The 21637-nt window shown below is 46.1% G+C and carries 19 protein-coding genes and 1 pseudogene; 3 read left to right on the plus strand and 17 right to left on the minus strand.

Going from position 1 to position 21637, the window contains the following annotated elements; genetic code table 11:
- A pseudogene (locus EC604_RS24540) lies at positions 1 to 532 on the plus strand (protein-glutamine gamma-glutamyltransferase); the annotation flags it as partial.
- 198 nt (positions 533 to 730) lie between these two features.
- On the opposite strand, the gene infC reads toward EC604_RS24540, so the two are convergent.
- The 17 genes from infC to EC604_RS24630 all read right to left on the minus strand — a co-directional run bounded on the left by infC (position 731) and on the right by EC604_RS24630 (position 19512).
- On the minus strand, positions 731 to 1222 hold the full coding sequence (gene infC / locus EC604_RS24545; protein ID WP_123066796.1) for a translation initiation factor IF-3: 492 nt from the start codon (positions 1220 to 1222) through the stop codon (positions 731 to 733).
- A 184-nt stretch (positions 1223 to 1406) separates the two neighbouring features.
- A complete protein-coding gene (locus tag EC604_RS24550; protein WP_123066664.1) occupies positions 1407 to 2339 on the minus strand; it encodes a manganese-dependent inorganic pyrophosphatase in 933 nt (310 codons plus the stop codon).
- Positions 2340 to 2543: 204 nt separating this feature from the next.
- Entirely contained in the window at positions 2544 to 2867 is a 324-nt protein-coding gene (locus EC604_RS24555) for a (2Fe-2S) ferredoxin domain-containing protein (protein WP_123066665.1), read from the minus strand.
- A gap of 117 nt (positions 2868 to 2984) precedes the next feature.
- Positions 2985 to 3806: a metallophosphoesterase family protein gene (locus tag EC604_RS24560; RefSeq protein WP_240037182.1), complete on the minus strand. Its 822-nt coding sequence runs from the start codon at positions 3804 to 3806 to the stop codon at positions 2985 to 2987.
- 62 nt (positions 3807 to 3868) lie between these two features.
- Positions 3869 to 4876, minus strand: a complete 1008-nt coding sequence (locus EC604_RS24565) for an LLM class flavin-dependent oxidoreductase (RefSeq protein ID WP_123066667.1) — start codon at positions 4874 to 4876, stop codon at positions 3869 to 3871.
- Between the two features lie 272 nt (positions 4877 to 5148).
- Positions 5149 to 7092: an LTA synthase family protein gene (locus EC604_RS24570; RefSeq protein ID WP_123066668.1), complete on the minus strand. Its 1944-nt coding sequence runs from the start codon at positions 7090 to 7092 to the stop codon at positions 5149 to 5151.
- A 102-nt stretch (positions 7093 to 7194) separates the two neighbouring features.
- Positions 7195 to 9342: a putative PEP-binding protein gene (locus EC604_RS24575; RefSeq protein WP_123066669.1), complete on the minus strand. Its 2148-nt coding sequence runs from the start codon at positions 9340 to 9342 to the stop codon at positions 7195 to 7197.
- 235 nt (positions 9343 to 9577) lie between these two features.
- Positions 9578 to 11104 (minus strand): AraC family transcriptional regulator, encoded by a 1527-nt coding sequence (locus EC604_RS24580; protein WP_161557031.1) that lies wholly within the window; start codon positions 11102 to 11104, stop codon positions 9578 to 9580.
- Between the two features lie 245 nt (positions 11105 to 11349).
- Positions 11350 to 12336: an ABC transporter substrate-binding protein gene (locus tag EC604_RS24585; protein WP_192895158.1), complete on the minus strand. Its 987-nt coding sequence runs from the start codon at positions 12334 to 12336 to the stop codon at positions 11350 to 11352.
- Positions 12337 to 12712: 376 nt separating this feature from the next.
- A complete protein-coding gene (locus EC604_RS24595; RefSeq protein WP_123066672.1) occupies positions 12713 to 13072 on the minus strand; it encodes a hypothetical protein in 360 nt (119 codons plus the stop codon).
- Positions 13069 to 13758, minus strand: a complete 690-nt coding sequence (locus EC604_RS24600; RefSeq protein WP_161557032.1) for a 3'-5' exonuclease — start codon at positions 13756 to 13758, stop codon at positions 13069 to 13071. The genes EC604_RS24595 and EC604_RS24600 overlap by 4 nt, the downstream gene beginning before the upstream one ends.
- Positions 13759 to 13763: 5 nt before the next feature.
- Positions 13764 to 14342 carry a histidine phosphatase family protein gene (locus EC604_RS24605; RefSeq protein WP_123066674.1) on the minus strand — a complete coding sequence of 193 codons (579 nt, stop codon included), beginning with the start codon at positions 14340 to 14342 and terminating at the stop codon, positions 13764 to 13766.
- Positions 14339 to 16504, minus strand: a complete 2166-nt coding sequence (locus EC604_RS24610) for a class I SAM-dependent methyltransferase (protein ID WP_123066675.1) — start codon at positions 16502 to 16504, stop codon at positions 14339 to 14341. The genes EC604_RS24605 and EC604_RS24610 overlap by 4 nt, the downstream gene beginning before the upstream one ends.
- Positions 16505 to 16526: 22 nt before the next feature.
- A complete protein-coding gene (locus EC604_RS24615; RefSeq protein WP_123066676.1) occupies positions 16527 to 17360 on the minus strand; it encodes a phosphotransferase family protein in 834 nt (277 codons plus the stop codon).
- 33 nt (positions 17361 to 17393) lie between these two features.
- A complete protein-coding gene (locus tag EC604_RS24620; RefSeq protein WP_192895154.1) occupies positions 17394 to 17984 on the minus strand; it encodes a GNAT family N-acetyltransferase in 591 nt (196 codons plus the stop codon).
- Positions 17985 to 17989: 5 nt separating this feature from the next.
- Positions 17990 to 18445, minus strand: a complete 456-nt coding sequence (locus tag EC604_RS24625) for a RidA family protein (RefSeq protein ID WP_429351052.1) — start codon at positions 18443 to 18445, stop codon at positions 17990 to 17992.
- A gap of 170 nt (positions 18446 to 18615) precedes the next feature.
- Entirely contained in the window at positions 18616 to 19512 is an 897-nt protein-coding gene (locus tag EC604_RS24630) for an AraC family transcriptional regulator (RefSeq protein ID WP_123066678.1), read from the minus strand.
- Between the two features lie 125 nt (positions 19513 to 19637).
- On the opposite strand from EC604_RS24630, the gene EC604_RS24635 reads away from it, so the two are divergent.
- Together EC604_RS24635 and EC604_RS24640 are read left to right on the plus strand one after the other, a co-directional pair.
- The gene (locus EC604_RS24635) at positions 19638 to 20927 is read left to right on the plus strand and encodes a Gfo/Idh/MocA family oxidoreductase (protein ID WP_123066679.1); all 1290 of its coding nucleotides are present in this window, start codon (positions 19638 to 19640) and stop codon (positions 20925 to 20927) included.
- 199 nt (positions 20928 to 21126) lie between these two features.
- Positions 21127 to 21552 (plus strand): hypothetical protein, encoded by a 426-nt coding sequence (locus tag EC604_RS24640; RefSeq protein ID WP_123066680.1) that lies wholly within the window; start codon positions 21127 to 21129, stop codon positions 21550 to 21552.
- Positions 21553 to 21637 lie beyond the last annotated feature (85 nt).

Raw genomic sequence — 21637 nt, forward strand, 5'->3', positions numbered from 1 at the left:
CATCCGAGATATATGGAGAAACGGGCGCTTATATGCTTTCGAGTGTGCAACCGCTACCGTTATCGTACTCTATGGAGGCGTACTTGGAAGCATACGTGAGGATGCCTTTAATTCGTTATTCCGTAACCTGCTGCTTTTTGATTGGCATTACGACAGTGATCTGCGTTTGACAGAAAAGAATGGCAAGGAATTGGCTCTGCCTGGAGATGTGCTTTATTTCAAAAATCCAGATGTGTCACCCGAAACCCCTGAATGGCAAGGCGAAAACACCATTATGCTGAGGGAAAACTTGTACTACGGACACGGTATTGGCATTGCAAGCGGTCAGGAAATTATCCGAACCTTGAATCATTTTCGTTTTCCCGGCAGCATGACCTCGGCCTATTTAATGGATATGGTCATATATCCAGACTTTCTTTATTTATCCCGCTATGCCAAAAATGCTGCCGGCAGCAACCCGGACGTAACCACACCCGTGTTACCTGGACAAATGTATGTTCGAGTGGGCGGCAGCCGCTATTTGCGTACTTGAATGTCTCATGATGCAATCAGCCACGGGTCACTAGAAATAGAATAACCTATACATTGCAAGAAGCCCAATCAAAAGCAGCGATGGCGCTGACTTGAAATTGGGCTTCTTGCAATATGTTATATATGGAATCAACGCCTGAGTCACCAACCGTTTTGAGCAAGGCCAACGTAGCTTAGTGTGACTTTAACAAAAAAATTATCAGTTCGGTGGATCAAGCTGAACCACAACTTGCTTGCCGCTAACCTGAACTCCTGTCGTTTTAGTGCCGTGCTCTTTCAACGCTTTGCACAGTTCTTCTGCCCAAGCTTTGCCTGCCTCTCCCTCTTTGGCTCCATGCACTTGAATGACCAATTTCACGGAGTCACCTTTTTTCAGAATACGCTCTGCTTGTGACTGCTTCACATCCCGGTCATGATCCTCCATTTGCAGATGCAGCCGAATTTCCTTTACTTTGCGTTTATCCGGAGATTTGTCTGCCTTTTTCTTCGCCTGCTGTGCTTCTTCACGGGCAGCGCCCGCACCAATCAGTTTGCACGGAGGCGGGCTGGTCATAAGCGACAAACACACCAAGTCTACCTTATGCTGTTTGGCCAGTGCCAGTGCTTCCCGCGTTAACATGATGCCCAGGTCTTCTCCATTCAGACCGGTAAGTTGCACTTCGTTCGCTTTGATCTTTTCATTTTTAATGATCTGAGCCATGCATCTTCCTCCTTGACATGAAAAGCCTGTCCTGATCACTGAAGATCAGAGCAGGCTTAAATAATAAACTACATTTTGTAAAACTTTATAAACGTTAAAAACGTTACCTACGTTGCGTTAAGATTAACGATCTGGCATTGCAATGAGTTCTCGCAATGTCATATCGTGCCCCGTATTACAACGAGTTAAATGCTTCAGTCAGAACAGGTACGATCTGCGATTTGCGGGATACAACGCCTTTAAGCAATGCTTTGTTGTCTGTCAGCGTTACGTTGTACGCTTTTTCAACCGCTTGAGTGGATGCACCATAAGCCAGCCCAACCGAGTCATTGTTCAAGATATCCGTCACGACAAACAAGAACAGGTCAAGTCCTTTGCTAGAGATAATCGCTTCAATCGCCGCTTCAAGCTCAGGCTGTTTTACCAGTACATCATTAACGTCAACTGCATTTACTTGGGCGATTTCAACTTTCGCTGTACCCATAGCAAACTCTTTTGCATCCAGAGAGATCAGCTCAGCGATTGTTTTCTGACTCAAGTCTGCACCAGCTTTCAACATGTCCAGACCATAGCTATCGGCATCCACACCAGCAATAGCAGCCAGTTCACGTGCTGCAGCTACGTCTTGCTCTGTGCAAGTTGGAGATTTGAACAACAAGGAATCCGAGATAATCGCGGACAGCATCAGACCTGCGATCGGCGCGCTGATTTCAATGCCGTTCTCTTTGTACATTTTGTTCAAAATCGTTGCGGTACAGCCTACAGGCTCCGCACGGAAATACAAAGGCTGGCTTGTCTCAAAATTAGCAATACGGTGATGGTCAATTACTTCAACAACGGTTACGTCTTCAATATCGCTTACACTTTGCTGACGCTCGTTGTGATCCACCAGAATGACTTTGTTTACTTCATTCGCCGCCGTTTTGATCAGACGCGGTGCTTCAACTTTGAATTGATCCAGTGCAAACTGTGTTTCGCCATTCACTTCACCCAGGCGTACCGCTTCCACTTCCTGTCCCAATTTGCTTTTCAGGTCTGCATAAGCGATGGCTGAACAGATCGTGTCTGTATCCGGGTTTTTGTGGCCGAAAATTAGTACTTTTTCCATATTCATAGCCCTCCGTCAATTCGAGTTTAAGTTAAACTTATCCTTGTTTGAATCATACCTTACTGATTATAGCGCTTATACGTCTTAATTCCAATCCCTTTACAGCGAATTAATCAGAGCTTATGCCAAAGGCCTGTTTCGCTAGTGGCAAACGCAGGGAAGCAAGAACGACGCGCTCGTTCTCAGCCGGCATCCATGCCTGTTCTAATTTGCAGGTGTATTCGCTACATTTGTAATCAGATGTCCGTCCAGCTTGTCACCTTTACACAGAGCTTGCACGAGCTCCCGGCCTGATTCCGGGGTCATTTTACCGTACCAGTCTCCTTGCGGATACACAATCGTTACACATCCATCATCACAACGGCCATTACATTTGGTACGTGTTGTATGAATGAATCCTCCAGCCTGTTGTTTCGCAATTTCGTCCCGCACCGCCTGAGTGACTTCTTCTCCATCATTACGCATACATGTTCCGCCATTACAGAGTAAAATATGGTGCTGCAGTTGATCCAGATTATAGATAGCCAAACTCGCTTCATTCCTCTCACATCAATAGGATATGTATCTTTTTATGATTGCATAGTATAACGTTACAACTCTATAAATTAGCACATCTATCCAGGTTTGTGCAACGATAACGGTAAACTAAAGCTCAGGGCCGAACGTCTTCAATCCTTTTTTCACAAAGAATGTCTCCAAACTACCTGCTTCGTTAATCTCCAGCAAATTCAACTGAGCGCCATAAGCACATCCACCGTCTATACCGATCTTGTCTCCCCGCGGGTCCATCCAGATTCCGGGCTCATCCTGCAAATATTGCACAGGGGTATGTCCAAACACGACAATGTCCTGAAGTGCTGTAGGTCTGCTGTAAAAAGGTTCGCGAATCCAGATAAAATCCCGTTCGGACTGGTTCCTCCAGTCGGGAACATCCGGGTTAATCCCAGCGTGTACGAAAATATATCCTGGCACTTCATACGACAGTGGCAGCTCGTCCAGGAAACGCAGATGATGCATGTAATGAGAGCGCATCCATTGTTTGTCCTGAGCATACGCACGCCAGTCCATCTGATCACCATCATACGCAATGTCCAGATAACTCGCCAGCGTCTGTAATCCGCCATTGCGAATCCAATGTAAATCGTACTCCTCTACGTCATGAGTCAAAGCCTTCACCATCATGGCATCATGATTTCCCTTGAGAACAACGATTTGGTGCTCTTGTCTTAGATTTATAATCTGCTCAATGACCTGTTTACTTTTAGGGCCTCGGTCTACGTAATCCCCCAGCAAAATCAACTCATCCTGCGACGGGTCGTAATGAACCTGTTTTAACAGTGCATTAAACTCATCGTAACAACCGTGAATGTCACTGATGACACATCTGCGCAAGTGAATCTCCTCTCTTTCAGGGTGAGTCCAAAATACAGACCGGAACCCTGTCTGCTGCAACACAACTGCAGCCAAGTTTAGCAAGGTTCCAGTCCTATCCAGACTTATATTCCCGATCCTGTAGGTATAATCCTGCTTTAGTTCTGATTCAGACCGAAAGCTTCTGCAATCAGACGGAAGGAACGCAGACGTGCCTCGAACGAATGGATGGCAGACGCAATAATCACTTCATCGGCTTCATGACGTTCAACCATCGCAATAATTTTGTCCTTCACCTGATCTGGCGTGCCGATGATGGAGAAGGAGCGGCGCTGACGAATCTGTTCCAGCTCCATCGCTGTATATGGGTAGTTATTCACCGTTTCCAGAGAAGGGAAGGACTTCTGTTCCAGTCCGCGTCCAAGTCGCAGGAAAAATAACTCATTGCTGCGAGCCAGCTCAGCGGCTTCTTCTTCCGTATCCGCACAGAAAGCGGAGACCGCAATCATGGAGTGAGGTTTGTCGTTTAGGATAGAAGGTTTAAAGTGGCGACGATAATGTTTCATCGCTTCCTCACCGCCTGGTGTTCCGAAAAACTGTGCAAATGCATACGCAGTCCCTTGCGCCGCGGCGATCCTTGCTCCTTCCGAGCTGGACCCCAAGAGCCAAACTTCGGGTACCGTTGGAACGGAAGGCCCCGCTACAAGTGAAGCAAAACGATGATCTTCAGGCAACTGCTCGTGGAAGTAACCACCAAGATCGGCAATTTGCTGCGGGAAAAACTGTACATTGGATGATTTGCCCTCGTTCAATGCTCTGCTGGCAATAGGCATTCCTCCTGGCGCACGCCCAATGCCGAGGTCGATACGTCCAGGGTGTAAAGCTTCAAGCAAACGGAAGTTTTCCGCCACTTTATACGCGCTGTAATGCGGCAGCATAACGCCTCCTGATCCTACTCGAATGCGCTCCGTATGGGCAGCCACATGGCCAATCATGATCTCCGGGCTTGAAAAGGACAGTGCTCCTCCGCCATGATGCTCAGACATCCAAAACCGGGAATATCCCAATTGCTCGGCATGTTTCGCTAATGTTACAGCCTCCTGCAAGGCATCATGCACATGGCGACCCTCACTAATGTGTCCATGCTCCAATACACTCAGTTTCATATATATTCATTCCTCTCGTCTGTGAAGTGATGAAATAAAGGTGCTTTTTCCCTTTAGCTTACTCGTCCATTGTAACATTAAAAATTACAGTTTCAAACTTTACATTACCTTCAACTCTTTTTTCCTCCCCTGACGTTTTAGAGAAGAAAATAAAAAACGCAGCCAGTTTTTATGCTGGCTGCGTTACAGGACGTTATCTCGACCTACCTTAATAATCTACCTTTACTTGTCTAGCTTACTTACATGACACTCCATTACTCAACCCACTAGAATTAAGGTGCTCGTTTGGGCAACAGCTTCACGTATTCATCAGACAACTTCATCAAGCTGAGCACATGTTCGTAATCGGAACGGTACGGTTCCAGATTCGTTACCGGTTCATACGTTTTGAGCGAATATGCCGTTCCATCGTCAAAGCCCGCACCAGGAATGAACATGATGTCATTATTCACAAATGAACCTGTCGGCAGGTAATAACGAATACCGAATGCATTGTGATCCATATTGAGCAAGTCATGCCCAAACGCTGTGAACTTCTCCTGCGCAAGTGATACGCCCATCAGATTCATGACCGTAGGCAGAATATCCAGTTGACCACCCGGTTGTTCAATCACTTGCCCTTTCGTTTGTTTCGGCGTATGAATCATCAGCGGAATGTTGAATCGGCTTACTTTTCCATCGTACGGGATATTCAGGTTTTCCTGAATCTGCTGTGTAATTTCCGGTTCCTCTGGTAATCCAAAGTGATCTCCATAGAGCACAAGCGTTGTATTATCCCACAAACCGTTGGCCTTCAATTCGTTAATCAATTGACCCACCGCGTAGTCGGTATAATTGATTGCTTGCAAGTAATCATGCAACAGTTTGTTTGTAATCGTCGCCGGAATTTCAATTCGTGCACGATCAACTGGCACAGTAAACGGCGAATGGCTTGACGCTGTGATGAACTGAGCATAGAACGGCTGTTTTGCAGCCTGATGCGCAGTCATTTTTTCCACACCCACCCGATACAATTCTTCGTCCGATGGCCCAAAATCGTTAAATTTGTCATTCGTAAAGCTCGGTTTATCGAAGTATCTTGTAAAACCCAGGGCAGGATACATCTTGTTGCGGTTCCAAAAGGTCACGTCATTGACGTGGAATGTCTCGGACTCATACCCTTCTTTCGCCAGCAGTTTGGGCAGGCTTGGAAGTTCACGGTCACTATACCCGGCTGACATCGGTACGACTCCTGTAGGATAAATGGACGTATTCGACATAAACTCCGCATCCGACGTATTTCCTTGGCCGATCTGTTGGAAGAAATGAGAGAAATAATAGCTTTCTTTCGCAAGATTATTTAGGACTGGCGTTAATTCTTGCCCGTTTAGCGAAGCGTTAATCGGAAAATTTTGAAAGGATTCCAATTGAAGCACAATCAAGTTACTGCCTTTTGCTTGACCAAAATATTTGGCCTTCACCGCTGCACCGTTATCCGTTTTGTTCTGGTATGGATATTGGCTCACCAAAGCATTAATTTTGGCAATCGTTTCGTTAATATTGCCATTGGCAATCGCCTCATTTTCCTTGCTCGTCAGAATTGCTGAGGACACCTGGTAGTTCAGGAAACCGAGATTTTCAGCCCGTACCAGTTCGTTATCAATCGTTTCCCCCTTGACGATAAAGCTGCCCGACAAAACGATACAGAACGCCGCTGTAAGTGCAACGCCCAGTTTGCCCCAGTAGCGTCTGCGACTTTTTCCAAATGTCAGGTTGCTCTCCTGATAACTGCTGCGATACGCTCCCTTGCTGCGTCTGCGTCTGATCAACCAGACCGGTATAGCCAGAATAATATCGGCAAAAAACATAAAGTGTAACGGCCGAACCAGCGGCCCGATACTTCCTCTGACCTGGGCAACCTGCCCCAGTTCACTCAATGCGGTGTACGTGGGAACTGAACTGAAGTGTGCATTATATAGCGTAGCTGCAAACAAAATCAGGGAAAACAGAACGTTAAACGCCCCATATACCGTTCGTTTCCAGCTCAGCGGCACAATGAGATCCAGCAAGCATACAATGGTGAGCGCAGCGAGTGCATCGGTTAACATTCCCACGCCCGATAACCCATTAAAAAAGAAAAAACGCAGAAGCGATAATTTCAGCAACATTAAAATAAACAAGACGGCAAATAAGACCCGTGATGTTGACTGCCTGCTTTGATTTGTCGATGTAAACATGGTCGTTTTCAACCCTTATCTGAAATTTTACGTTCATTTTACAAAACGCATATTTCAGTATAACAGTTTTCGTGTTTCTGTTCCATTGAGGTTATAGCGGACTTAGGCGATCGTGGATATATCCTCATTCTGCATGCTTTGATTGTTGCGCGATGCTTGAATGACTGCCTGTGCTGCTGCAACTCGAACCCATGGAATCTGCTCGGGTCTGCAACATACAGCCACTGACTTGATATTATGGAGAAACGCAATGGACGCCGTATCTTGGATATGTTCACCGGTTATGGATGTTTTCAGATGTGGTTTGCGAATTCTCCCTTGCGTTGCCGCCATCTCCACTAAACGGCCTACCCTTTCTATATCAAAAGTATGAGAAGAATTACATTCGATCTGAACAGTCTCTCCGACAACCTGCTCTCGCCCCGCTATTTCCTCACGCGTGTTGCCATAGATAGATTGTGTCAGAATATCTGCATCAAACGAGATAAAGTCCGCATAACGAGCGATTTGTGCTGCTGTCCATGCAACTTTGGGTGAGGTGACTGCTGCCCCTAATTTATATACACAATGACGACGCTCTTCACCAAGTACCTGATTCGCCACATGATCCACCAATGCCCTCATTTTTTGAATTTCATGTACATGCTCCACATGCGGAATCATGATTTCCGGACGAACCCATAGCCCTTTACGGATACTTTTAACCGCTGCCCGGAAAATAGCCTCCAGCTGCATTTCATGAATCTGGGATAAAACCAGTTCCCAATCATTACTTTGCTGCTCCAGCACATTTACATCCGGGAACAACTCTTGTAGCGGAAAATTAAATAGTTGAATGTTCACCGGTCGTCCGTCCATCACTTCAAAAAGACACTCCATATCAGACTGCTGCATTGGCAGCAATCGTTCCAAACCGCGCCTGCGTTCTGCTTCCGTATCCGCCAACACCATCTTCTGCATATAAGGCTTTCTTGACGGAGACAACAGCATGGTCTCGGTTACACATAACCCGATTCCCTCTGCTTCCCATGCTTGCGCATGCCTAGCCTCTGATACATGTTCCACCTTGGCGAGAATAGATAACTCTTTGATGTCATCAGCCCATTCCAGCAAAATTTTCAGTTCGGGCAGCTCCTGTTGCACACACGTTGTTACATCTTCTGATCTTATTCGGAGGAGAGCTTCCTCTTTTGAAACCAGCCCCTCATGTACGAAATGGACTGCGTTTCTGATCATAGCCAATGAACTTAATCTCGCAGGTTGCACATGTTGTATACAGATCGAGTCCGACTTCACCACATAGGAAAGTTCCAGCACTGCCCCTACGCGTCTCTCTAACTCCGTACAGATCATCTCAAGCTCTGTATAGCGCTTGGAGTTATTTCTTTTTAAATAGGAGAGTGCATGCACCATACCAGACTTGCTCCTTGATGGAAGATAATCCCCTATCATGCCTCTTTCACCGGTTGCAGGATTACGAGTGTAGACTTTCCCTGTACCTTTGTAATCAGCGTAATTGCCTTGTACCATGGCCTGTATAAGCACAGCTGACCCGTTTACTGCTCCGTTTGTTGCTTCTTCCTTTGCCTGATCTTCAAGGCGATTATCTCTTTGATTCATCTTGTCAGCAGTACAAAACACCGCTTGAACGGATGCTTGAAGTTGAGAAAATACATCCTGTGGAAAAGGGCCTCCGCTGATCGCCTGAATCAAACCCTTCCTCTCTTCTATCAATGATTCAAGCTCCGCTTCTCCAGAAAAATAAGGCTCTGAATCTGAAGGCTTCGCTAATGTCATCTTATAAGGAATGCCATGAACCATGTGCCCGTACTGCTGAAGTACGGCCAGATAACATTGAAGCGCATAAAAACGATTGCCTGTCTGGTGAGCGAGACCTTCGACGGTTTCATCATTCAGACCCACATAAGATATAGCGTATTTTTCTAATGCCGAAGAAGAATAAGCTTCATCTGATCGCACATCAAGCAGGAGTGGATGGTTTGGACCACCAAAAGATGTGCCTGTTTGTTGCTCCATATGACGGATGGCACTACCCAGCTCTTCCATCATTTCATCGGAAAGTTGACCAAGACGGGTAGAACATGCGCGGCAGCCATCCGTCGTGACGACCATTCCCGCTGGATCAGACCATCCAGCTTGTATTAGTTGTGCGAGACCAGCCCCCATGCTGCGCGTCATCCCTGTTAAGTCTGCCCCACTTTCTTCCAACAACATTACCCGTTTAGTCATTGCAGCTCTCCCATCTGCCGTCCATGGCTGTGATCGATTTAGCAGCGTCCTTAAACCTTAAGCAGCGCTGCCTTCACTCTAATGTTATGATGCGGGAGCATCTTCAAAGACTACAGGTTCAACATTTTGTAAACGTTATTCTTTTTTTGTATTAAAATCGATCCCGTTTCAAAGCAAAAACTCCCCCAGCATGAGCTGAAGGAGCCTTTATTGCGTACATTTTGCATAACGACTACTACCCTATAAACCTCAAAATATCGTCGATTTTCTTCCCATGTGAGATCACACCGTAGTTCATCCACGTCAAAAAGTCTACCTCATAAACATTACCGCTCTTCACGGCAGGGAGCTGCTTCCACTCCGTTCTGTCCAGCAATTGTCTTTCTTCTCCGGAGCTTAAAGAGTCACGAGTATCAAAAGTAATCAGTAGATGATCCGCACCAAGCTGACATAATTGCTCTAACGTAATGCTTACTCTGCGCTCACACTGTGTCCACTGTTGCACATGTTCATCCGGGTTAAGACCAAGATCTCTATAGATGACCGGGCCTACATAGCCACATTGATCACCGTAAAGTGTAATTTCCAAAGCTGAAACACGGAGAAAAGCAACCGATTCTTTGCGTATACGTCCTTGAAGATGTCTTTTGGCTTCAGTCGCTTTGTCTTCATACATATCAATAACTTCCTGTACGCGATTGGTTTTGCCAAGCACGTCTGCTGCCGATTTCAAAATGGCACGCCAATCTTCACCGTCATGATTTACATAATAAACGGGTGCCACCTGCTCAAATCGATCCAAATTCCACGTTTTATATCCCATGTCCAGCATAATAAACTCGGGTATATGCTCCGCCTGAAACTCGGCATCCCGCTGACTGACGTCAAATTCGGGCACATCATCCAGCTGTAAATAACGTTGTTTGCCCCAAGCCCGATGCGAACCCTGCAATATTGGCTTTACTCCAAGCGCCAACAGGAAATCCTCCAGATAAGGAGCAAACACGCTCACCTCCTGACGGTGATGGCGGCGATATACACCAGGCGAGATCCCTGCATATTGTTTAAACCTCCTGCTGAAATAATACTCATTGTTAAATCCCACATGACTTGCGATATCATGCAGACGATCATCCGTTATCTGTAACAGCTGTTTCGAACGTTCCAAGCGAACACGGTTCACATAATCAAGGGGGAGCTGGCCTGTTAATCTCTTGAAATGCCGTGTATAACTTGTTCTGGAAAGACCGGCTCGAGAAGCAAGCCCGTCCACTGTGAGCATCTGATTGTAATGCGATTCAATGTATCGAACGGATTGCTGGAGATGGGTTCGATCATAATTCAGTTGAAGCTCTGGATCATTTTGACGAATGACATTTCGGAACCACTGCTGGAACTGAATTTGCACATCCCATACATCATGCATATCTGTAACCTGTTGCTGACGATATAACTGCTCTAAACACTCCAGACAGGCACTCCAAGGGGTATATGTAAACTCAATGACGGATATTATGTTGTCAGTAACCAAACTTAATTCACGGTTAACAGTCTGCTTCTCCAGATGGATCGGCATTAACTTGTCGGAAGAACTACCTTCAAACATCGAATTCATATCCATTTTATAAAACGTGAACGCCTCTTCTTCTCCAACATTAGCTGTTACAGAGAAAGAATCACCTGCACGCACCAAACATATAGAACCCGGTTCCAGCTTTGTTTGCAGACCAGAACATGCTAAAATGCCCCTTCCTTCTACCACAACAATGAAAGAGTGAACATCCGTTTGCTTATATGAATAAGTTGAACTTGTTTCCAATGTATAATCTACGTATTGTATGCTTTGTAAGGAGCAGAGCCACGGCTTGGTCATTATGTGCTGTATTGAAGCGTACATTGTGCATCCATCTTCCTCATATGAGAATTATTATCAATTAAAATTAGTGTAAACGAAAAAAGAAAGCTCTTCAAGCCACGCTGAAGAACTTTCTCTATTTTAGTCACAACTTATGGTGTCATTTTTTCCAGCAAATCATCAATCTTCATCGAATTCGCAATAACTGCTCCAGACTGCCAGTGGGATCGCTCCATCATGTAGACATGTTTATTTTTAACCGCAGGAAGCGACTGCCACAGTTTTCCGTCCAACATGTGGATGGCCTCCTGATTTTCTGGGGAATCCCAGGTTCCGTTCGAAGGAAATACGATAATGTGGTCGGCATCCAGACTTGGAATTGCCTCTTCGGACAGAATCTCTTGGTATTCTTTCATATCTCGTGCCAGTGGATGAGGATTAAGTCCAAGCGCAGAGTAAATAAATCCGGTATACCGATTTTTGACCCCGAATAACGCCAGTCCTTTGTCCGCTACGTTTAATCTCACAACCGCAACCGTCTCATTTCCGATGGTTTGTTGTAATTTTGCTTTCGCATCTGCAATTTTTTGTTTGAATTGCTGTTCAAATGCAGCAGCTTTTTCCGGCTGTCCCACAATATCAGCAATGGTCGTCAATACTTGATTGGAATCCTGGAGAACGCTCTCCTTCAGACGATAAGTTGGTGCTACTTTGCTATATTGTTCGTATTGTGCCGCATCTACCCCACCATCGACGATGATCAGATCAGGGTTATATTGCAAAAGTGCCTCGATGCTTCCTGTCATATCAAATTTGGGCGCATCTAACTTCAAATAATCCTGTACCCCCCATGTGGGATGATACCACTGTACAACGGGTGTAATATCCAACGCCTTAAGATAGTCCTCGACATATATACCCGCAATACGCTGTGGATGAACAGGGATCGTTACTTCTCCAAACTCATCCTGAACAACCCGTGTCTCAGCGTTCGAAGTTTCCGTTTCCACACTGGTACTCTTTTTGGCATCTCCCTGTTGTGCTGACGTTTCCGTCTTTGCGCTACAACCGGATATCACCATTGCCGTGAGTAGTAACAACATCAACCACTTTTGTATCCCTTTGCTCCGTCTTGCCATCATGTGTTTCCCCCTAAGTGTATTTTTCTGTAGATGTCATCATGAGAACACTCTAATCTATAATGATAATCATTCTCATATTATTCTTTAGGTGAATTGTACATGATGTTGACCCAAGCTCACAATACACATTTGAAGACTCTTTTTTATACAAACGAAGCATTTTTGATGAAAAATAACCCCCGCTACGAATGCAGGGGCAGTTTTATCGCGTCTCTTCGGGTCAGTATTGTTAAATGTCTGATTAAGGCTCCCCTATCACTCGGGCAGATAAAATTTTAGAATTTAGGCTTAGTCAAGACTCTCTTCATTGTGTTTTCTAATCATCTCAAAAAGTTCTTCCTCACTATTCAAACGTATAGAATCTGTGATCTCCCTACGCTTTAACGTAACCTTCATACAACCGTTCCACAAACGCATCCTGCTCGCCCCCTTGTAGCAAGTAACAACCGATCAATCCAAAATCATCACTGACATAACCCGCTAACTCGGGTTCACCTGTTAAAGAAAGTGTTCGTTTAAATGCTGTCTCCCTGATCTGTCGCAACACTTCATCTTCCGCAACGGACGAGTCCCCGGCATAGCGTTCATAGGCCTGCATCCACTCATCTGCAAATGGGGCTTCATCACGCTCATCCAGATAAGCATCTACATCCAGTCCTTTGAAATTCCGTTCGCCCGGCAGCCGTCCTTCCTTCAAATCTTGCAACAATATATTTACATCACTTCTGCTCATCCCATCACTCCTTCATTCTCCTTCTTCAAATACATCTCAGGTATAACAAAACGTTTCATATGCTTACTTGAATCTGCTGTAAAATGATCTAATCCCCGTTTCTCATATTCTTCAAGCACACATTCGAAAATACGAGCAATAATTCCACAATCAGCCAGCGCATCATGTCTATGAATACCTTCTGTATCCAGATCGTAATATCCAATAAGAAAATCCGTTGAGACAACGTCCGTTACCTCGGGATGAATATATGTAAACATCGCTTTAGTATCCAGAACCTTGTTAGTAAACATCGTTAACCCGTACTCTTGACAATGACGCTCCAGCATGGGCAGATCATATTCATAACCCGCATGAGTCACGAGCACCTGGTCTCCGATAAAGCTACAGAATCGCTCATACACCTCATTAAAATGAGGAGCTTGTAACATCGCTTGATTCGTAATACCGGTAAGTTTCTCCACCGCTTCTGGGATCATTTTAGATGCTCGAACTAGAGAAGAAAAACTAGATTCACTAACTCCCTCTCCCCTTTTATAAGACACTGCGCCAAACTGAGTGATGCTCTCCACAGTCGTATCAATACCTGTCCCTTCCAGATCAAATATGCAGTATGTTCTATCCTGTAACGGTGTCACAATTAACTCGTCCACCGTATATGTCCCCGGCAAAAACGTAATTTTCACATCTTTCACTCCCACATTCGTGTAATCTGAAACATCTTGTCAGCTTGATCCAAATCCATCCTGTAAATATCCGGCATCGTCGTGCTCTTCCAGAACTCGAAACCATAACTCGGGTCAACATGCTGAAAAATAAGGGTCATGATATCACCATGTGTACCAATTACGACCTTTTTCCCCCTGTGCTCGCCTAACATTTGTTCAATCGTGTTAACCGCCCTCTTCTGAGCCTGAATGCCAGACTCTCCACCTGGAAAAGCAAACGTGGTATCAAGATACAACTGCCGTTTGGCTTCATAAAAATCATCATGTTTTACGTGGGGACTCGACAGCGTACGCTCACGTAAATCTTCCTCAATGAATACAGACTTCCCGCACAAATCAGCCAGACGCTGAATGGTATGCACAGCTCTAAGATACGGACTGGAGTAAAACACCTCGACGTCCTCTGTATGCAAAATCCGGGCGACCTTTGCTGCATCCAAGTCCCCTTGTTCAGTCAGTCCACGCTCGCGCTCCTGACCTTCAATGAACCTGGATTCTGCGTGTCGCACAAAATACAAGCTTGTACAAGCTTCTGCGCTCATGCATCTACCCTGCTCTTCTTCTCGATCACAATCAGACAGGTGCTGTCAGGTAAGGATACAGGTTCACCCTTCTCATCCATAAAAACAATCCGATCTGCCAACGCTTCGGTATATCCCTCTTGCAAGAAATGACGCAACATGATGATATCCGCTTGCTCCCCTAACGTGTCGCGTATGCATTTCTCATAGGCTTGCGGTGTAAATACGCCGAACTGCTCCTGGACTTCATGCACATAGGCTTCCTCCCCCCAAGTATAGGTGTACAGAAATTCCATCGCATCATTAATCGGCATCATTACTTCATCATCCGTTATACGTTCAAAAGTGATCTCTCGCCCCTTGAAATCTGCTGCATAACGTTCCAGCCAGCTTACCCCATCCGTCTCCAGGAATCGAATTCGTCGTGTCTGTGACTCCGGTTCGCTCATAATACCATCCCGAATAAGGATTCTTCCGCCTGGCGAGAGCACCTGAAAAGCACTATGCAGCGCAGCTGCCACGGTATCTGTATTAAATCTGCGTCCGTCACGCTCAATATAGGAATACAACTCGTGCAGAATGGAGGAGAAGATCACCGTATCCACTGTTCCCGGCTCCACATACTGATCCAGTTGCAGGGCATCGCCTTTCATCACATGCCAGCGATGGGACTCCCGTTGCTTCTTGCGCTCCAGCGCCTCGATCACATTGGCCGAAATATCAATGCCGATCGCTTCAACCTCGGGCTTCTCCTGCTCAATCAAATCCAGCAACACACCGCCACCTGGGCCGATATCAAGCACACGTTTGCCCACCATATGTTCGAGTAGCACTTTTTTGTAGTCTCCCGAACTATTCATATCCGAAAGGTACGTCTCTTCGTTGTGGAACCGATCATATGCATCCCGTCGCAGGCCAAACAGGTCAAATAATAGTAGTACCGCCTGTTCGTACAACGGAGATTTCTCTGCTTCAATGCAAAAAGCGATCAATTTCTCGGCTGCAGGCGAGAATTCAAAGGTTACAAACAACGTATCCGGCAGGTCGGGGTATCGTTCAATCCGATGTCCCAGATGCGGATAAGACAGTTGCTCTCCAGCGCTAATCTGTTCCCATGAATACTGTTCCAGATATTTTTCAATCATACGTTTCTTGTAAATATTCAGCTTTTTGACACCCTTGTAGTCGTAATACATCGTGTTCATTAACGGTTCGAAGCTGATATGACGTATAGAGGTCACGGAAGAGTCCTTTGAATGCCCCTCTATTTTCTTCTCCCATTCTTCGCTATGCAGTGCAAGTAAAAACACCTTGACCATCTCTTCCAGCGAAAAATCCCGCATGGCTGACTCCACATACCACAACGTACGTGATGCAAGAGAAGACAGTTGTTGCTCTACAGGAAACTGTTGTTTCAGCTTGGCATACGTTTCATCAATCGCCTCACCTTGACGGATTGAATTACTTCTTAGGCGAGATAATCGCTCCTTCACGCTCCAGTCTGTATGCTCCGTTCCTGACACGATCCAGTCTACAATTTGCTCTACTTCATCCTGAACCTGCTCCCAAAGACCAGAATCAACCGCTTCAATAATACATTGGTTCAGAGCCATTAACATAATACGAAGTTCACCGCCGGTAACCCAGCCTTCAGTAATCAAAGCACGCAACGGTAGATTCTCTGCATACGGAATTTCACCCCGTATGTATTGCCCAATCAGTCCATGTGTTGATATTAAAATACGAATGATCTCCTGTCTCGGAGACGCTACCGATTCCAGTCCATTTTCTCGATCTCGATCTGTTGCGTATCGTTGATAGAGCTGTGCCGAGCCAATATTATGTACGAACAGGTTAATTCCCTGCTGCTGCCACGTTCTGCGCTGTTCCAGTGAACCTCCTTTTGCCGTTTCCGACCAGGCCAGCACCTCTTCCAGAAGTTCCCGAATCCAGAACGAAAGCTGCATTCCATCCAGCATGTGAAGTGTGCGCTCGGTGTAATCCAATACCGCATGCGTCTTCTGAAGCTCGGCAATGGAGTGAATCCGTTCCAGATTAATTCGCGGCTTCTCCGCCGCGACTAACCATTGCAGCCATTGCGGCTCTTGTTGCTCTTGGTGCAGATGTTGTTGTTGTGAATTTCCTGATTTATAACGTTGAATCACTTCCAGCGCGTGCAGCATGGATTCTCCACCCTCTTTATTTTCATGATGTTGTATGAAGCGTTTCATCCAGCAAGCGCAGTCTGTCCCGCACAAACTGAAGGAGATACTCCTCTTCCGAGAAAGGCAAGCTTTCGTCCAAACGTGCCGCAGCGACAGGCAACATCCAAGCATCAATCTGCTCACGAGTGATCCCGGAAAGAGCGACGTAATGCCCTATATACTGCTCCAATATCAAACTTCGAGCCCGCTCGAATCCTTCCCGAATCGCAGGTTCCGCATCGTCTGGCAGCTTGCCGCTCTTTAATATTACCCATGTCCTGGCCACATCACCCGCGGGATTACCCGCCATGCCCGTCATCCAGTCAATGACACAATGTTGTTCTCTGTCCTTGCTCAGCATTACATTATCAGGATGATAATCACCATGGCAAATCGCCCGTTGTTCAGGCAATACAGACAAATAGTGAATCAGTCGTTCGTGTTCAATATCGGAGAAGCCCGATACGCACAGCATCGCGTGCTCCAGAATCTTTTTCTGAGAAGGCAATAAGTTACCCTCATCCTGTACCCTGTGCACTTTATAATGAGTTTCCGCCATGATGTAGGATAGCTGTTCCAGCAATTCCGGCTGCTGAATCATCAGCGTTAACAATGTTGTTCCCTCAAACCGCTCAAATACAATACCCGTACGTGTAGCATGATGCATTTGTTTTACAGCACGAGGAACGGGCAATCCCTTTCCATATACCCACTGACTAATGCGATATTCATTCTGTACGGCTTCTCCTGAGAACCCTGTCCGGTATAATTTTAAAATAAGATCATCTGCATAATGGTAGATTTCCGCCGTTCTTCCTTGCCCAATCAGCTTCATCCGCTAATCCTCCTGAGTATGTGAGATTCTTTTTTAATCGAACTCAATCCCTCTTACTTTGGAAAAAATGATCATATCTACCCATGCCCCTGTGCGATCTTGTTTTATCCTGCGCAGTATTCCTTCTTGCGTGTAACCGAGCCGTTTAGCTACACTGGCACTGCGGACATTTCGGGCATCACAACGAATCTCAAGGCGATTGGCCTGCAGATGTACATTTGCAAACTGTTCGATCCCCTGCACAGCCTCTGTGACCAAACCTTCACCCGACCGGGAGGTTCGCACCCAGTAACCAATCTCGAAAGAGCGTACATTCCAGTCCATCCGGTGCAGACCGCTGCTGCCGACAAACTCATCTGTAGCCTTATCGCGTAAGTGTAACATCAGGTCACTGCGTTCCAAAAATCGCAGTCTGGCTTTACGTACGGACACCTCTGACTCCTCTAATGTAGGAATGTTCTCTGCAAATGGTAACCACGGCCTTAGCTCTTCCACACTTTCCCGAATGGCCTCATTAACATCAGCGCCATCACCCCACTGCGGTGAGCGAATCGTAAGACGTTCCGTATCAAAGCTCTCGGGAAACTCAAGCATCATGGGGTCAATCGAATCAAAATCTGTCATACAAACTACTCCTCCACCTGAAAAATCGAATCAATAATCAGCGGTAGCTGATCTCTCACAGAAACGGCCCCTAGGACGGAACGGGCGTGAACTCCCTGTTCTTCTCCAAAAACGTCGATCATCAGATCCGAGAACCCGTTCAGCACCTTATGATGTTCCTGATAGGAAGCCGAAGCGTTGATGAACCCTTGCACTTTAACTACCTTTTTAACCCGATCCAGCGAACCTAGCACGTCCCGAACAACTGCAAGTACCTCCAGTCCTGCATTCCGGGCGAAGTCATATCCCCGTTCTGTCGTAAATTCCACGCCAAGCTTGCCGCGTTCATCCGTAGCCGGACCTTTTCCTGATACATACATCATTCCATTTACAATGACGGCGTTCGCATATTTCCCCGCAGGAGAACTGGATTGCGGGAGCGTGATTCCTAATTCCTGTAGTCTGGCTTCGATTGTTTTCATCATCAGGCCGCCTCTCTATTTTTAATAAAATGAAAAGCCTCTAAATGTTACTTATACATGCTTCCAGCGGTACTATATAAATGATTATATAAAACTTCATATTAAACATGAAAGTAAATAGAGGTCATGCATTCGCTGAATTCTTCCGGTGCCTTAATAGTGTTAAATCCTTAGCTTATTGTTGATTGTGTTTTTTTAATTCCATCCCGTCCATTGTATTCCTGCCTGTACGTTCTTGGTGACATCTGAACCGCACGCTTGAACATCTTGCCAAAATGCGAAAAATTGCCGAATCCCGCCAGCAAGGCAATATCGGTCACCGACTCTTCACTCTCACGCAGTAGACGCTGAGCCTCCTTTACCCGCAGTAGATTCAGATAATCGCTAAACGTAAAACCCGTCGTTTGTTTGAACAGCCGGCTTAGATAATGTGGACTAATCCTAAACTTGCCTGCGACCTCCGGCAGCGTAACTGGATTCTGGTAATTCTCATTCAGATAACGGACAACGACCTGAATCTTGGGGTGAAGGACAGGGTCTTGATCATCCGACTGTATACGTCCTAGATGACGGTGACGGTACGTGTGCAGCAACATCTCTAACGTACGGTGACGCAGCAACATTCCACTTCCCTCGTCGGGATTACGCATTTCTCGGACCATTTCTGCCACGATCTCCTCTGTCACCTTGGCGACCTGAATGGGGAATCTCACAATCGGTATGTCCCAGCGAAAGGGCTCCGTTAACCCTTCTGTGAGCTCACTCGTTACCGCCATAGCGGCAAACAGTTCCGGTTGCATATACAGCACGATTCGTTCGTGGTCCGGCATTCCACTTTCCAGTGTTTTGTGCACCGTATTGCGGTCTACGAATACCAAGTCCCCTGCTTTGACCAGATACGAACGATCTTTGATAAAATAAATGCGTTCACCAGAAAGTAAATAATACAACTCATAATGGTCATGAAAATGATCATTTGGCATAGAGTAGTATCCGATCCTGCGATCGTATTCTATATGTAATAAATCCGTTGCATCATGATAATCTGCACGAATGGCTTCGGTCATGTCACTCTCTCCTTTTTCACAATTATAGCAAAATATGCGGCATTTGAAAGCGGTTACGCATCAAATGCGGTGAAAGAAGTGCTCCTTTGTTATAGTCTAAACCTACATTCAAGGAGGCGATATAGGTGGGGAACAAAAAACGTTATGTATTAGTCGGAACTGGTGGTCGTGCCGAATTTTTCTATGGTGCTTTGACCCGGGATTTTAGCGCTACTTCCGAACTTGTCGGCTTTTGTGATATCAATCAAGTGCGTATGAATTATGCGAACAAGCTGCTGCGAGAAAAATATAACTATGCTGAGGTGCCTACATACATGGCAGATCAGTTTGACCAGATGATTGAGAACGAGAAGCCAGACTACGTTATCGTGACCAGCGTGGATCGGACTCACCATAAATACATCATTCGAGCAATGGAGCTCGGCTGTGACGTTGTTACGGAGAAACCGATGACTATTAATGAGGAGAAATGTCAGGACATTCTGGATGCAGTGAAGCGTACCGGACAGAATGTACGCGTGACGTTCAACTATCGTTATGCACCGCATCACACGAAAATAAGGGAGCTTATTCTGGACGATGCCATCGGCAAAGTGACTTCTGTGCATTTCGAATGGCTACTGAATACCCGTCACGGTGCGGACTATTTCCGCCGCTGGCACCGGGACAAGCGCAATAGTGGAGGTCTGCTGGTTCACAAATCGACGCATCACTTCGATCTCGTAAACTTCTGGATCGGCTCACAGCCAGATACTGTCTTTGCGTTTGGGGATTTGATGTTCTACGGTAGAGAAAATGCCGAGGATCGCGGGGTTACCCAATTCTACAACCGTGCTACAGGTAATCCGCTCGCACAGGATGATCCATTCGCCCTGCATCTGGATTCTGATGCCCATCTGAAATCGATGTATCTGGATGCCGAGACTGAAGATGGATACCAGCGTGATCAAAGTGTATTTGGTGAAGGAATCAACATTGAAGATACGATGGGTGTTCTTGTCCAATATCGGAACAAGGCGATCCTGACGTATTCCCTTGTTGCTTATCAGCCGTGGGAAGGTTACCGCATTGCGATCAACGGCACCAAAGGCCGTATCGAAATGAGCATTATCGAACAATCCTACGTTAATTCCCTGGGTGACAAAAGCAAAGAAGGTGCTTTGATTGGCAAAACGCTGCGCGTGCTTCCAATGTTCGGCGCACCTTATGACGTTGAAGTCGAGGAAAAAGAAGGCGGCCATGGCGGAGGCGACCCTGTACTGCTCAACGATCTGTTCGGCGCACCGTCAGAAGATCCATTCCATCGTGCGGCGAATCATGTAGATGGCGCTCGCTCGATTTTGACAGGCATTGCAGCCAATCGTGCGATTGCAACAGGCCTACCGGTCAAAGTCGATACTTTGGTACAATTTTAATAAGGCACATGTAAAAAGGCATAAGATCAGAGACCTCGAATCTCTAATCTTATGCCTTTTCTGATTTTCATTTCATTTGCACATTCCATTGTACGTCTCATGTACGTTGCACTCCGGCATCAACATGGGCTGTCAAGTATTCACCTTCCTCCTTGCTTCGTTCATATACTAGGTATAAATGACGAACGGAGGAAGAATTATGAGCTGGCAGCATCTTCGTACAGGCAAAACACTCCAGCAACGCTTGGCCCAATTGCAGGGACATCTTGCTGAGCTTAACGCCCCGCGTTCCGGTCTGGAGCCTGGACGCATTCGTCGGGTATTCCCTCGTAATTTTGTCAAAATCAATCATCAATTATTTATTCCGCTAAGCCTAAATTCGATTCGAGTATTCAACGTTCCGCGCACACAGCGAGGGATTCGGGTTGGCATCCGTACAACATTCCCTTCACGCAATGCATTCCGAAATATTAGACTGGTCGGCGTTGGACTCAATTATATTGAGTTGCAAGGCAAAGGCAGAGTTCCTTCACGTATTCTGTTTCCGCTTTCCAGCGTGGAGTCCATCTATCGCCCTCGCAAGCGAACCTTGAAGGGGAAACGTGGCTGTATCCGTCGTAGATAGATTAGAACGAGCCGAAGGAGCGATATGAAGAATTTGCTCAAGTTGAATGCCTAAGCAACATGTCCATGGAGAAAAAAACGGTGAG

This window comes from Paenibacillus amylolyticus (assembly GCF_003719335.1).
Lineage (GTDB): Bacteria > Bacillota > Bacilli > Paenibacillales > Paenibacillaceae > Paenibacillus > Paenibacillus amylolyticus_D.

Excerpts from the sequence above, each read along its gene's own strand:
- EC604_RS24615 (WP_123066676.1), bottom strand. The coding sequence starts at position 17,360 with ATGAAGCTGATTGGGCAAGGAAGAACGGCGGAAATCTACCATTATGCA.
- EC604_RS24565 (WP_123066667.1), bottom strand. The coding sequence starts at position 4,876 with ATGAAACTGAGTGTATTGGAGCATGGACACATTAGTGAGGGTCGCCAT.
- EC604_RS24605 (WP_123066674.1), bottom strand. The coding sequence starts at position 14,342 with ATGAGCGCAGAAGCTTGTACAAGCTTGTATTTTGTGCGACACGCAGAA.
- EC604_RS24625 (WP_429351052.1), bottom strand. The coding sequence starts at position 18,445 with ATGAAAACAATCGAAGCCAGACTACAGGAATTAGGAATCACGCTCCCG.
- EC604_RS24595 (WP_123066672.1), bottom strand. The coding sequence starts at position 13,072 with ATGAGCAGAAGTGATGTAAATATATTGTTGCAAGATTTGAAGGAAGGA.
- EC604_RS24630 (WP_123066678.1), bottom strand. The coding sequence starts at position 19,512 with ATGACCGAAGCCATTCGTGCAGATTATCATGATGCAACGGATTTATTA.
- EC604_RS24585 (WP_192895158.1), bottom strand. The coding sequence starts at position 12,336 with ATGGCAAGACGGAGCAAAGGGATACAAAAGTGGTTGATGTTGTTACTA.
- EC604_RS24620 (WP_192895154.1), bottom strand. The coding sequence starts at position 17,984 with ATGACAGATTTTGATTCGATTGACCCCATGATGCTTGAGTTTCCCGAG.
- EC604_RS24610 (WP_123066675.1), bottom strand. The coding sequence starts at position 16,504 with ATGCTGCACGCGCTGGAAGTGATTCAACGTTATAAATCAGGAAATTCA.
- EC604_RS24550 (WP_123066664.1), bottom strand. The coding sequence starts at position 2,339 with ATGGAAAAAGTACTAATTTTCGGCCACAAAAACCCGGATACAGACACG.
- EC604_RS24640 (WP_123066680.1), top strand. The coding sequence starts at position 21,127 with ATGAGCTGGCAGCATCTTCGTACAGGCAAAACACTCCAGCAACGCTTG.
- EC604_RS24575 (WP_123066669.1), bottom strand. The coding sequence starts at position 9,342 with ATGACTAAACGGGTAATGTTGTTGGAAGAAAGTGGGGCAGACTTAACA.
- EC604_RS24570 (WP_123066668.1), bottom strand. The coding sequence starts at position 7,092 with ATGTTTACATCGACAAATCAAAGCAGGCAGTCAACATCACGGGTCTTA.